This window comes from Kaistia soli DSM 19436, from assembly GCF_900129325.1.
GTDB classification, from domain to species: domain Bacteria; phylum Pseudomonadota; class Alphaproteobacteria; order Rhizobiales; family Kaistiaceae; genus Kaistia; species Kaistia soli.
This window is the reverse complement of sequence record NZ_FQUP01000001.1, coordinates 1,644,392-1,657,689: the sequence shown is the minus strand read 5'-3', so window position 1 is coordinate 1,657,689 and position 13,298 is coordinate 1,644,392. Positions and strand designations below refer to the sequence as shown.

Annotated in this window: 12 protein-coding genes; 9 read left to right on the top strand and 3 right to left on the bottom strand. The window is 65.6% G+C overall.

All coding sequences use genetic code 11. The features are described from left to right. Positions 1-34 precede the first annotated feature (34 nt). From ettA to BUB39_RS08070, 3 genes are all read right to left on the bottom strand, one after another. The gene (gene ettA / locus BUB39_RS08080) at positions 35-1,687 is read right to left on the bottom strand and encodes an energy-dependent translational throttle protein EttA (RefSeq protein WP_073052400.1); all 1,653 of its coding nucleotides are present in this window, start codon (positions 1,685-1,687) and stop codon (positions 35-37) included. A 122-nt stretch (positions 1,688-1,809) separates the two neighbouring features. Further along, complete coding sequence (locus BUB39_RS08075; RefSeq protein ID WP_073052399.1) at positions 1,810-3,030, bottom strand: NAD(P)/FAD-dependent oxidoreductase; 1,221 nt, start codon at positions 3,028-3,030, stop codon at positions 1,810-1,812. Between the two features lie 100 nt (positions 3,031-3,130). After that, positions 3,131-4,186, bottom strand: coding sequence for a Gfo/Idh/MocA family protein (locus tag BUB39_RS08070; protein WP_073052398.1), 1,056 nt, complete (start codon positions 4,184-4,186; stop codon positions 3,131-3,133). 300 nt (positions 4,187-4,486) lie between these two features. Here BUB39_RS08070 and BUB39_RS08065 point away from each other — a divergent pair, with 300 nt between their 5' ends. From BUB39_RS08065 to BUB39_RS08025, 9 genes are all read left to right on the top strand, one after another. Continuing rightward, entirely contained in the window at positions 4,487-5,281 is a 795-nt protein-coding gene (locus tag BUB39_RS08065) for a GntR family transcriptional regulator (RefSeq protein ID WP_073052397.1), read from the top strand. 4 nt (positions 5,282-5,285) lie between these two features. Beyond that, positions 5,286-6,311, top strand: coding sequence for an SIS domain-containing protein (locus BUB39_RS08060; protein ID WP_073052396.1), 1,026 nt, complete (start codon positions 5,286-5,288; stop codon positions 6,309-6,311). A 28-nt stretch (positions 6,312-6,339) separates the two neighbouring features. Further along, positions 6,340-7,512, top strand: a complete 1,173-nt coding sequence (nagA, locus tag BUB39_RS08055) for an N-acetylglucosamine-6-phosphate deacetylase (protein WP_073052395.1) — start codon at positions 6,340-6,342, stop codon at positions 7,510-7,512. Continuing rightward, positions 7,509-8,450, top strand: coding sequence for an ROK family protein (locus tag BUB39_RS08050; RefSeq protein WP_073052394.1), 942 nt, complete (start codon positions 7,509-7,511; stop codon positions 8,448-8,450). Before nagA ends, BUB39_RS08050 begins: the two co-directional genes overlap by 4 nt. Continuing rightward, the gene (locus tag BUB39_RS08045) at positions 8,447-9,184 is read left to right on the top strand and encodes a copper homeostasis protein CutC (RefSeq protein WP_073052393.1); all 738 of its coding nucleotides are present in this window, start codon (positions 8,447-8,449) and stop codon (positions 9,182-9,184) included. Before BUB39_RS08050 ends, BUB39_RS08045 begins: the two co-directional genes overlap by 4 nt. A gap of 116 nt (positions 9,185-9,300) precedes the next feature. After that, a complete protein-coding gene (locus BUB39_RS08040; RefSeq protein WP_073052392.1) occupies positions 9,301-10,470 on the top strand; it encodes an ABC transporter ATP-binding protein in 1,170 nt (389 codons plus the stop codon). Between the two features lie 23 nt (positions 10,471-10,493). Continuing rightward, positions 10,494-11,186 carry a cysteine hydrolase family protein gene (locus tag BUB39_RS08035; protein ID WP_073052391.1) on the top strand — a complete coding sequence of 231 codons (693 nt, stop codon included), beginning with the start codon at positions 10,494-10,496 and terminating at the stop codon, positions 11,184-11,186. Further along, positions 11,183-11,800 (top strand): cysteine hydrolase family protein, encoded by a 618-nt coding sequence (locus BUB39_RS08030; protein WP_073052390.1) that lies wholly within the window; start codon positions 11,183-11,185, stop codon positions 11,798-11,800. The genes BUB39_RS08035 and BUB39_RS08030 overlap by 4 nt, the downstream gene beginning before the upstream one ends. 16 nt (positions 11,801-11,816) lie before the next feature. Next, the gene (locus BUB39_RS08025; protein WP_073052389.1) at positions 11,817-13,232 is read left to right on the top strand and encodes an allophanate hydrolase; all 1,416 of its coding nucleotides are present in this window, start codon (positions 11,817-11,819) and stop codon (positions 13,230-13,232) included. Positions 13,233-13,298: the final 66 nt, after the last annotated feature.

The window sequence follows — 13,298 nt, the reverse complement described above, 5'->3', positions numbered from 1 at the left end:
CGGCGAAGCCGTGCATCGCCCGATCATATGCCGCTCAGCGCGTCAGGCGCTTGTACTTGATGCGCTTCGGCATGACCGAATCGGGACCAAGGCGGCGCTTCTTGTCTTCTTCGTAGTCCGCGAAGTTGCCCTCGAACCACTCGACATGGCTGTCACCCTCGAAGGCGAGGATGTGGGTCGCGAGGCGGTCGAGGAACATGCGATCATGGCTGATGATCACCGCGCAGCCCGCAAAATCCTCCAGCGCCTCTTCCAGCGCCGCCAGCGTCTCGGTGTCGAGGTCGTTGGTCGGTTCGTCGAGCAGGATGACGTTGTTGGCGTCCTTCAGCAGCTTGGCGAGATGGACGCGGTTGCGCTGGCCGCCGGAGAGCGTTCCGACCTTCTGCTGCTGGTCGCCGCCCTTGAAGTTGAACGCGCCAGCATATGCACGCGTGTTGACTTCCTTCTTGCCGAGATAGAACACCTCGGCGCCGCCGGAGATTTCCTCCCAGACCGTCTTGTTGGAGCCGAGATCGTCTCGGCCCTGGTTGACGTAGCCGAGATGAACCGTGTCGCCGAGCGAGATCGAGCCAGCATCCGGCTTTTCCTCGCCGGTGATCATCTTGAACAAGGTCGACTTGCCGGCGCCGTTCGGACCGATCACGCCGACAATGCCGCCGGGCGGCAGCTTGAAGGACAGATTGTCGATCAGCAGCCGATCGCCATAGGACTTCGACAGGTTCTCCACCTCGATGACCTTGTCGCCGAGGCGCTCGCCGACGGGAATGACGATCTGCGCGGTCTGCAGCGTCTTGCCCTCTGCGCGCTCCACCAACTCGTCATAGGCCTTGATGCGCGCCTTCGACTTCGACTGGCGGGCCTTCGGGGACTGCTGGATCCACAGGCGCTCGCGCTCGATCGCCTTCATGTGGGTCATGTCCTCACGACCCTCCTGCTCCATGCGCTTGGCCTTCTTCTCCAGATAGGCGGAGTAGTTGCCTTCGTATGGGATCGAACGGCCGCGATCGAGTTCGAGGATCCAGCCGGTGACGTTGTCGAGGAAGTAGCGATCGTGGGTGACGATCAGGATCGCGCCCGGATAGTCGCGCAGATGCCCCTCGAGCCAGTTGATCGATTCGGCGTCGAGATGGTTCGTCGGTTCGTCGAGAAGCAGCAGGTCCGGCTGTTCGAGCAGCAGGCGGCAAAGCGCGATTCGGCGCTTCTCACCACCCGAGAGGCTCTCGACCGAGGCGTCGCTCGGCGGGCAGCGGAGCGCGTCCATCGCCATCTCGACCTGGCTTTCCAGATCCCAGAGGTTCTGCGCGTCGATGATGTCCTGAAGCTTGGCGCCCTCCTCCGCGGTCTCGTCGGAGTAGTTCATCATCAGTTCGTTGTAGCGGTCGACGATCGCCTTCTTCTTGGCGACACCTTCCATGACATTCTCGAACACCGTCTTGGTCGGATCGATCTTCGGCTCCTGCGCGAGGTAGCCGACGGTCGCGCCCTGCGCCACCCAGGCCTCGCCGGAATAGTCCTTGTCCATGCCGGCCATGATCTTCAGCAGGGTCGACTTACCCGAGCCGTTCGGACCGAGCACGCCGATCTTGGCGTCCGGATAGAAAGAGAGATGGACGTTCTCGAGGACCTTCTTGCCGCCCATATAGGACTTGGTCAGTCCCTGCATGAAATAGATGAACTGCCGCGCCATGGAATGCTCCGGATGCCCGCTCGCCGGTGAGGGGCAGGATGTGGGGATTGGTTTGGCGCTCTTCTAGTCGATGCGTTGCTGCGGAGCAACGAAAACGGCGCCGCACGGCATGCGACGCGGGCTCACCCGGCCCGCGCGATCAGGCTCTTGAGTTCGAAAGCCTCATCGGAAACGGTCGCGGGATCAGGCGAAATGCCCATCGCCAGCAGCCGGCGCCCTAGCATGTGATCGCTCGCGCGATTGACGGAATCGATCGCGACGAGCGCTTCGCCGCGATAGTGGAACACTGAGAAGCTGCCGTTCTCGGGGCGTCCGCGTGTGACGCTTCGGTCGGCATCATTGGAAAGCCCGACCATCTGCAGCTTGTAGTCGCCCTGGTCCGACCAGAACCACGGGACCGCATTGTAGGGCTCGGCTTTGCCCATCAGCGTGGCGCTCGCCGTCTTCGCCTGATCGACGGCGTTCTGCACGCTTTCGAGCCGTACGGCCCGGCCGAGCGCCCAGTGATGGAACGACACGGCGTCGCCAGCGGCAACGATGCGCGGATCGGACGTCCGCATGGCTTCGTCGACGATGACGCCATTGCCGACACTAAGGCCAGCCTCCGCGGCCAGCTCGATATTCGGCACCACGCCGACGCCGACGATGACTGTGTCGGCGGCAATGCGTTCGCCAGCCAATGTCTCGACGGCGACGGCGACGCCGTCTTCGCCGATGATGGCTGCGACCGGCGTCTCGAGCCGCACCGTCGTGCCGAGACCCCGATGCATATCGAGAAAGAAGGACGAGATCTGCGGCGCGACGACCCGGCCCATCAATCGCGGCGCCGCTTCGATCACCGTCACCGTCTTTCCGAGCAGCCGTGCAGTCGCAGCCAATTCAAGCCCGATAAACCCGCCGCCGACCACGACGACATCCCTCGCCAGCGCGAACCGCTCCCTGAGCCGCCTTGCGTCCTTGGCGGTGCGGAGCATGAAGACATTGCCAAGTTCGATGCCGGGAACCGGCGGCACGCGCACGCGCGCACCCGTCGCCAGCACTAGCGCGTCGAAATCGAGATGTCCGTCATCGAGCTTGACGCGCCCGGCATCGCGCTCGATCGCGACGACCGTCCGGCCGAGTTCGAGATCGATACCGTTCTTCTCATAGAAGAGCGCCGGCCGCAGTTCCTGAAGGTCTTCATCGGGCGTCTTCACGAAGGCCTTGGAAAGGGGCGGCCGGTGATAGGGAATTTCGGTCTCGGACGAAATCAGCGCGAGGCGCCCGTCAAATCCGTCCGCCCTGAGGCTCGCCGCTGCCTGGGCGCCGGCATGGCCGCCGCCGATGATGAGAATGGTCTTCATATGCCGTGAGGGTCCGATTTGCGGCGGCGAGAGTGGCACCTTCCCCTCGCCGCACGCAAGGCCCGGCAAGCGGGCGCTGGCAGGAAGCGAAGGGCTTTGCTCAGAGCTTCACGCTGCGGCCTTCGCGCATCGAAAGATCGGCGGCCAGCACGATTTCGAGCGAGGTGACTGCATCGCGCATATGGTCTGAAAGATCGAGGTCCTCGCGGATCGCTTTCAGCACGAAGGCCTGCTCGCGGTCGCAGAGCCCCTGATGACCCGGTTCGTCCTCCGTCGAGACCATGTCGTCAGCGCGGACGAAGCGGCCGTCGGGTCCTGTCTCGGCATGGTGGACGCGGATACGCGCCGTCTTCGAATGGGTGTCGATATCGTCCGATTTCGCGCCTTCGTCCATGACGATCGAGACGGCGCCACGCGGGCTCATCACGTCCTTCACGAAGAAGGCAGTTTCCGAGATCATCGGGCCCCAACCGGCCTCGTACCAGCCGACCGAACCATCCTCGAAGATGACCTGCAGATGGCCGTAGTTGACCTGGTCTGGTGCGATCTCGTCCGAAAGTCGCACGCCCATGCCACGCACTTCGACGGGCCGCGCACCCGTGATGAGGCACATGACGTCGACATAGTGCACACCGCAATCGACGAGCGGCGAAGTCGTCTTCATCAGTTGCTTGTGGATGTGCCAGGCATGGCCTGATGACTGCTGGTTCAGGTTCATCCGCATGACATAGGGCGGGCCGAAGGATCGCGCCTTCTCGATGAAGAGCTGCCAGGATGGATGGTGGCGGAGGATGTATCCCACCACGAGCTTGCGGCCGGTCCTCTTTGCCGTTTCCACCACGCGCTGCGCTTCCTCGGCGGTCGGGGCCAGCGGCTTCTCTACGAAGACATGCGCTCCCGCCTCCATCGCGCGAATCGCGAGCGGCGCATGGCTGTCGGAATAGGTATTGATCGAGACGAGATCGGGCTTGAGCGCGAGGCCGTCCTCGAACGAGACGACCCTCGGATAGCCCCTGAGCTCGTCCTTCAATTCCACAGGCGAGCGGTTGTAGAGGCCAACAATCTCAAAGTCGGGCTCGGCATGATAGGCGAGCGCATGGCTCTGGCCCATCTGTCCGAGACCGGCGACGAAAACGCGGAGCGGCTTGGCGGTCATGGATCCTCACAAGCGAGACCGCGTCGGCGCGCGTCTCTCCAGAACTGAACGGTGTGGCCGCGATCAATGCCGCCAAAAGCGCGCCGTCGTCCTCCCGCCGGTCGCCGTCTCCATTCTGCAAAGATCGGAGCGTTCGTCACCCCCCGAACACGACGCCTCTCGACGAGTGGCGTTATTTTGGTATTATCGTCGTTGTCGGCGCGCATGGCCGGCTCTGAAGTGCATCATGTCAGCGAGCCGAATCTCATTTCCCATTTCCGGTGATTTCGGCGACGAGCCGCATGTCGCGGTGTCCTCGTCATGACCGCCTCGCTTTTCAAGGCGGGCAGTCTTTCCGAAGCTGATGACGGGCCGCTTTATCTACGCCTTCAATCGATGATCCGCTCCGGCATTGCCGACGGGCGGCTGCGGCCGAACGATGCCCTGCCGGCAGAGCGGGATCTCGCAACCAATCTCGGCGTCTCCAGGGTCACCGTCCGCAAGGCTCTGCGCGGGCTCGTCGACGAGGGCGTTCTGCGCCAGCGCCACGGCTCGGGCACATTCGTTTCAAGGAGCGCGGATCGGATCGAGCAGCCGCTCTCTCGCCTCACCTCATTCACCGAGGACATGCGCTCGAGTGGACGCGTGCCTGGTACCCGCTGGCTTGACCGCTCGACAGACCGGCCAAGCGCCGAGGAAGCGACGATCCTTGGTCTCCCGACCGGAGCGCGCGTGACACGCCTCTCGCGACTTCGTCTCGTCGACGGCGATCCGGTCGCCATCGAGGCGGCGGTCGTGCCGGCCAGCGCCATTCCCGATCCGTTGCGGGTCGACGCATCGCTCTATGACGCGCTGGCGGCCGCCGGCATGCATCCTGTGCGCGCTGTGCAACGCCTCGCCGCCATTTCGCTCGGCGCAGCTGAGGCTGCGCTGCTCGGCGTCATGCCGGGCGCTGCTGCGGTCGCCATCGAGCGCATCGCCTATTTGCCTGACGGCAGCGTGATCGAATTCACGCGCTCGCATTATCGCGGCGATGCTTGCGACTTCGTCGCCGAGCTGAGCCTCGCCTCACAAGCTGACGGCTTTGAAGCAGCCGGCCCGACCATGGAAGGATGAGACGATGAGCACCACTTTGATGCGCGCCGAGATCGACGAGGCGCCGGCCGCCGTCCGCCGCTTGCTGAGCGAATCCCGCGACGCGATCGCCGAGGCGGGCGCACGGTTGAAGGCGCTCGATCCCAAGGTCGTCGTTACCGTCGCGCGCGGCTCGTCGGACCATGCGGCGACCTTCTTCAAATATGCCTGCGAAATCACGGCCGGAACGCCGGTGGCCTCCCTCGGCCCCTCGATCGCCTCGATCTATGCCGCGCCGCTGCGACTTTCCGGTGCCGCCGCGCTCGCCGTCTCACAATCTGGCAAGAGCCCAGACATCCTCGCCCTGATGGATGCCGTGAAGGCAGCCGGCGCGACGACGCTGTCGCTGGTGAATGTCGAGGATGCGCCGCTGGCGACCCGGGCGGACGTGTTCATCCCGCTGCGCGCCGGCCCCGAACGGAGCGTCGCCGCGACAAAGTCGTTCATGACAGCCGTCGTGGGTGCGCTCGCCGTCATCGCGGCCTGGCGCGATGATGCCGGGTTGAAGGCCGCGCTCGACCGCCTGCCCGACACGCTCGAAAAGGCGCTGGAAGCCGACTGGAGCCCCGCCTTCGATACCGTGGTGGCCGCGAAATCGCTCTACACGATCGGCCGCGGGCCTGGCTTCGCCATCGCGCTCGAGGCGGCGCTGAAGCTCAAGGAAACCGCCATCCTGCATGCCGAAGCTTATTCCGGCGCCGAGCTGCAGCATGGCCCGGTCTCGCTGGTGGATGAATTCTTCCCGCTGCTCGCCTTCATCCCGGATGACGCGGCGGCGCCGAGCCTCATCGCGATGGCGGACGCGCTGCATGCGCGCGGCGCCCAAATCTTCACTGCGACGGCCGCCGAAATTGCCGGCCCGCGCCTGCCGATCGCGCCGACGGGCCACGCCCTCACCGACCCGATCTCGATCGGCCTCTCCTTCTATCGATTCGTCGAGGCGGTCGCCGTCGCGCGCGGCTACAATCCCGATCAGCCACGGCACCTGAAGAAGGTCACCGAGACCGTCTGAAGCGCGCTATCGACAGAGGAAGACAATCATGACGAGGCTGACGGCCTATTACGGCGCCGAGGTCTTTGACGGGACGCGCCGGCTCGGCGATGTCGCGGTGCTGGTCGCGGACGGCCATGTGGTCGGCCTCGCCGAGCCCGGACACCTGCCCGAACGTGCGGAACGGATCGAACTCGATGGCGGACTTTTGGCGCCGGGCTTCGTCGATCTCCAAGTGAATGGCGGCGGCGGTGCGCTGCTCAATGAGGTGACGACCGTCGAGGGCGTGCGCACGATCTGCGCCGCTCATGCCCGCTTCGGCACGACGTCGCTCTTGCCGACGCTCATCACCGACACGCCTGATGTCACGGACGCTGCGATCGCTGCGGTCCGCGACGCGATCTCGGCCGGCGTTCCGGGTTGCCTCGGCATGCATATCGAGGGTCCGCACCTCTCGATCGCGCGCAAGGGCGCGCATGATCCGAAGCTGATCAGGCCGATGGAGGCAGCCGATCTCGAACGGCTCGTCGCGACCGGCATCGAGCACGTGATCACGACGGTCGCGGCTGAGACCGTTCCGCCGGCCCAGATCGCACGTCTTGCAGCCGCCGGCATCACGGTCTCGATCGGCCACAGCGATGCCTCCTACGAGATGGGGCGCGCCGCCTTTTCGGCCGGGGCGCGCGGAATCACGCATCTCTTCAACGCCATGAGCCAGCTCGGCCATCGCGGCCCCGGCCTCGTCGGCGCGGCGCTGGAAGCGGGCGACGTCTGGTGTGGGCTGATCGCTGACGGTTTTCATGTCCATCCCGGCGCCATCGACACGGCGCTGCGCGCCAAGGCTGCCCCGGCGCGCCTCTATCTCGTCACCGACGCGATGTCGACGGTCGGCTCCGACCTCCCCTCGATCACGCTGAATGGCCGCACGATCACGCGCGGCGGCGGCAAGCTGACCCTTGACGATGGCACGTTGGCCGGCTCCGATCTCGACATGATCACCGCGCTCCGCTTCATGATCGACACGGTTGGCACTCCGCGCGACGAGGCATTGCGCATGGCGTCGCTCTATCCGGCGATGTTCCTGGGCATCGATCGCACGCATGGTCGCATCGCGCCCGGCGCGAGAGCCGATTTCGTGCATCTCGCCGACGATCTTGGCGTGCGCGGCGTCTATATCGGCGGCGTGCGGCAGAGCTTTCCTGCACTCGGCGAGGCACCATGACGGCAGCGGCGACGCAGCAGGCAGCGGCGATCCGGACGGCGGCCTTCGATATCGGCGGCAGCAAGATCGAGATCGCGCGCGTCGCGCCTGACGGCTCGATCGCCGCCCGCTCGACCCTGCCGACACCGCATACCAGCTGGCGGGACTTCGCGGATGCCCTTGCTTCGCTCGTCGACGCTTCCGGCGGCGCGGACCGGATCGGCATTTCGATCGCCGGCACGGTCGATCCTGCCACGGGTATCGCCAACGCCGCCAATATACCGGCCATCACGGGTCACCGCATCGCCGCCGAACTGGCCGAGCATCTCGGAGTCACGGTAACTGTCGGCAATGATGCCGATTGCTTTGCGCTCGCCGAGGCCATTGTCGGTGCCGGCCGCGGCCTGCCGGTCGTCTTTGCGGCTATCTTCGGCACAGGTGTCGGCGGCGGCCTGGTCGTCAACGGGCGCCTGGTACGCGGCGCCCATGGCGTGACGGGCGAATGGGGACATGGTCCCGTCCTCGCCGACGCCGTCCAAGCACGTGGCATTCCGCTCGTCGCCTGCGGCTGCGGCCAGCTCGGCTGTGTCGACACCTATGGCTCGGCGCGCGGCATGGAGCGCATCCATGCAGCCCTCGCCGGCCGGCAGCTAAGCAGCCACCAAATCACGAGCGCCTGGCACGCAGGCGACACGGACGCCACGGCGACCATCGATGTGTTTGTCGAGCTGATCACCGGCCCGCTCTCGATGATCGTCAACACGCTCGGCCCTTCGCTCATCCCCTGCGGGGGAGGACTGTCCTCGGATGTGGCGCTCCTTGCGCGCATCGACCAGTCGCTGCGCAGCAAGGTTCTCGCCCGCTACGAGCGGCCGCTCGTGGTCCCAGGCCTGACGCGCGGCGCAAGCGGATTGATCGGCGCGGCCATGCTGGCTGCTGAGGCAGCGGACACGGAATGACTGTCACGCTCGAAATTTGTGTCGACAGCGCCGAAGGTCTGGCGGCGGCCATCGCCGGCGGTGCTGACCGCATCGAGCTGTGCAGCGCGCTAGCGCTCGGCGGGCTGACGCCTTCCCCGGGCCTCATCGCGCTGGCGGCGAAGACGCCTCTGCCCGTTTACGCGATGATCCGGCCCCGCGAGGGCGACTTCGTCCTCTCCCCCGGCGACCTTGACCAGATGCGCCGCGACATCGACGCTGTGAGGGCGGCGGGGCTTGCCGGTGTCGTACTGGGTGCCTCGGAGCCGCGCGGCCGCCTCGACAACGAGGCGCTCAGCCGGTTGACCACCCATTCGCAGGGGCTGGGCATGACCTTGCACCGCGCATTCGACCTTGTGCCCGATCCGGCCGAAGCGCTCGAAAGCGCCATCGAACTTGGCTTCGAGCGTATCCTGACGTCGGGCGGAGCGATGAAGGTCGACCAGGCCCTTGCCACCGTTGCTGCGCTTGTCAAACAGGCAGATGGGCGAATTTCAGTCATGCCCGGCTCGGGTGTGCGACCCGAAAATGCTACCGAGATCCTTTTGGCGACGGGGGCTCGCGAGATCCACGCCTCCTGCCGCGCGCCCAGTCGCCTAGCTGCGTCCGGGGCGGTGACACTCGGCTTTGCTCGCCAGACCGTCCGCGAGGAGACCTCCGAAGCCCTCGTCGCCCAGCTGGCAACCGCCGTCAAATCCGCACAAATTCGAACATAATCGCCGCTGACTGACGATCAAGCCCACGAAATCTGGTAGATAATCCAGCATTTTGGGACTTTGACACGACGTCGGCCGATGTGGCATTTTGTGAATTGACGGAGGGCAAGGATCCCATGGCTGAGATCGTATTCGATCGCGTTACCAAGCGTTACGACGACGGCCAGCTGGCCGTGAACGCGCTCGAGTTGACCATCGCCGATGGCGAGTTCCTCGTGCTCGTCGGCCCGTCGGGCTGCGGCAAGTCGACGGCGCTCAGAATGATCGCCGGCCTCGAAGAGATTTCCGATGGCGAGCTGCTCATCGACGGCGTCATTGCCAACGACCTTGCGCCGCGAGATCGCAACATCGCGATGGTGTTCCAGTCCTACGCGCTCTATCCGCACCTGACCGTTGCCGAGAACATCGCTTTCGGGCTGAAGGTGCGCGGTACCGACAAGGCCGAGATCGACCGCAAGGTGGCCGAGACCGCCCAATTGCTCGAGCTCGGCGACTATCTTGCCCGCAAGCCCGGCAAGCTGTCCGGAGGCCAGCGGCAGCGCGTCGCGATGGGCCGGGCGCTGGTGCGCTCGCCCAAGGCGTATCTGATGGACGAGCCGCTTTCCAATCTCGACGCACGCCTGCGCGGCCAGATGCGCGCCGAGATCGCCCGACTGCAGAAGATGACCGGCGTCACGACGATCTATGTGACGCATGACCAGGTCGAAGCGATGACGATGGGCGACCGGGTCGCCGTCATGAACAAGGGCGTGCTGCAGCAGCTCGCTGAACCGCGCAAGCTTTACGACGCCCCCGCCAACCTGTTCGTCGCCGGCTTCATCGGCTCGCCGCCGATGAACATGCTCGCCGGCCAGATCGGCACAAGCGGCGGCAGCCCCGCGCTGCTGCTCGGTGAATTGACCATCCCGCTCGACGCGCCGGCCCTCGCCGCGCGCCCTGCCCTCACCGACCACCAAGGCAAGCCGGTGATCGCCGGCATCCGGCCTGAGGCGTTCCAAGTCGCACCGGACGAGCCAAGCGCGCCCGGGCGCATCTGTGGCACCGTCGCCTTTGTCGAGGATCTCGGCGCCAGCCTGCTCGTCCATGTCGACCTCGACGCCGGCGCGGTCGTCGCCAGCGGCATCGAGGACGAGAGCGGCGACGAGATGACCAGCGCCCGCACCCGGCTTCGCGCCGTTCTCGACGGGACGCTCGGCATCAAGGGCGGCGCCCGCATCGGGCTGACGGTCGAACCGGCGCGCATCCATGTTTTCGACGCCGCCACCGAACTCGCCATCACGCACTGACACCAACCGTTCAGAAGGATCCGATGCACAGCGATGTCACCTGGCCGGTCACCGGCCCGCTCGATCTCGACCGAACCGCCCTTGTTGTCATCGACATGCAGACCGATTTCTGCGGTCCGGGCGGCTGGATCGACCGGCTCGGCCAGAGCATCGAAAACACACGGAAGCCCATCAGTCCGATCGCCGAATTGCTAGAGGCAGCCCGCGTCGCGGGCATGACCATCATCCACACCCGCGAAGGTCATCGCCCCGACCTCTCGGACCTCAATCCGGTGAAGCGCTGGCGCAGCCGGCTGCACGGCGTCGGCATTGGCGATGAGAGCAACCAGGGTCGCGCCCTGACGCGCGGCGACCCCGGCCACGACATCATCGCCGAGCTCTATCCCCTTCCTGGCGAGATCGTCGTCGACAAGCCGGGGAAGAGCTCATTTCATGCCACCGAATTCGACCAGATCCTGCGCGCGCGCGGCATCGAGGCGCTGATCGTCTGCGGCGTCACCTCCGATTGCTGCGTGCAATCGACGATCCGCGACGGTGCGGATCTTGGCTATGACTGCGTGCTGGTGGTCGATGGCACGGCGGCCGTCGAGACGGCAAATCACCAGGGCATGGTCGATCTGCTCGCGGCTTATGGCGGCCGCTGGGGCGCGGTGTCGTCATCCGAGGCCCTGATCGCGCTGATCGCCGGAGCCTCCAAGGCGGGAGCAGCCGCATGACCACCTACTCGCCCGTTGCATCCGAGCCCTACGCCTGGCCCTTCACCGGCGCGTGGTCGATGGCCGATACGGCGCTGTTCCTGATCGACTTCCAGGCCGAACCGGTTTCCGAAATCGGTGCGGAGCCAGTCGTCGCTGCCGTTGCGCCTTTGCTTGCCGCGTGGCGCGCTGCCGGCGGCACTGTATTGCATGGGAGGCGCGGCTTCGATCCTATTGTCGGCCTGCCGCGCGCCGCTGCCTTGCGCAATGCTGTACGTCCGGTCGATCGCATCCTTGCGCGAGGCGCGGAAGGATGGGCCATCGTCGAGACGCTCGCCCCCAAGGACGGGGAGCCGGTCATCGACCATGCCGGCGACAACATCTTTCTCGGCTCAGATCTTGCCTTCCTGCTGCAGCGGCAAGGGATCGCCAATCTCGTGATTGCCGGCCTTCGCACCGAAGGCGCCGTGCACGCGACAATGCGGGCCGCCAATGATGGCGGCTTCGAATGCCTGCTGCTGGAAGACGGCACGGCGACCGACCTGCCGGGCGCCAAGACCGCCGTCCTCAACATCACCCGCTTCGGCACCGGCCTCTTCGGAACGACCGCGCCGATCGCCGCCATCACGCTTTGACCCGATTGGATTCCCGATGACTGCCGCCTGGTCGCCCGCCACGGGCTCGCTCGACATCAAGACGCTCGCCCGCCTCTATCGCAGCGGTGCGCTGAAGCCGACCGCCGTCATCGACGCGCTCTATGACCGCATCGCCGCGCGCGGCGACGACCATGTCTGGATCCACCTCGCCACGCGCGAAGCGCTGCTGCAGCAGGCAGCCGCCCTCGAAGCAACCGGCCCGACCGACGATCCGCTCTGGGGGATTCCCTATTCGGTCAAGGACTGCAATGACGTCCCGGGCATGCCGACGACCAATGCGCTGCCGGAGATGACTTATGTGCCGGAGACGACCGGCCAGGCGATCAACCGACTGATCGAGTCGGGCGCGCTCTGCCTCGGCAAGGTCAATATGGATCAGTTCGGCGTGGGCCTTGTCGGCGTGCGCACGCCCTATGGCGCCTGCTCGTCGGTCTTCGGCGAGGACTATATCTCCGGCGGCTCGTCGTCGGGCTCGGGCGTTTCAGTCGCGGCCAGCCTCGTGTCCTTCTCCGTCGCCAACGACGCCGCCGGCTCCGGCCGTGTGCCCGCCGCCTTCAACAACATCGTCGGCCTCAAGCCCACGCCAGGCTTCATCTCCAATTCCTCCGTCTCCGGCGGCGGCAGCCTCAAATCGGCCGAGACGATGACCGTCTTCGCGCTGACGACCGAGGACGCGGTGACGGTCGGACGCCGCATGGGCGGCTATGATGCGAGCTACGAATTTTCGAAGCCTGAAGCGGATACGGTCAATCTCGGCATCGGCCCGATCCCGTTGCAATTCCGCTTCGGCGTCCCCGCCTGCGCGGCGCTGAGGTTCTTCGGCGACGAGGAAGCCGCAAAGCTCTTCGCGGCGGCGGTCGCGCGGCTCGAAGCGATGGGCGGCACGAAGGTCGAGGTCGACTTCACGCCGTTCGAGGAAACACAGAAGCTGCTCTATGGCGGCCCGTTCATCGCCGAGCGCGCGATCTCGATGGATAATGTCGTCGCCAAATATCGCGACCACATTCATCCGGTCACGCTGTCGATCCTCGACACCAGCAGCGATCATACCGCCAAGGACGTCTTCGCGGCGATCCATAAGGTAGCCGCGCTGAAGCGCGACACCAGAGCCTCTTGGGACGAGATCGACGTCTTGGTCGTGCCGACGACGCCGACAATCTATACCAAGGCCGAGATCCTCGCAGATCCGATCCGCCTCAACGCGCAGCTCGGGATCTATACGAACTTCGTCAACCTGATGGGCATGTGCGGCATGGCCGTACCGAACGGCTTCAGGCCCGACGGGCTGCCGCAAGGCATCACCTTCCTCGCCCCTTCCTGGCAGGACTCCAAGGTCGCGAGCTTCGGTGCCGCCTACCACCGCGAGACCGGATTGACGCTCGGCGCTACGGGAAATCCCCAGCCGGTTTGATCCGGGTCAAAGCGACCGGATGACGGTGACGCAACGATCTCCCCATCGCAATCGGGGAGACCGAAC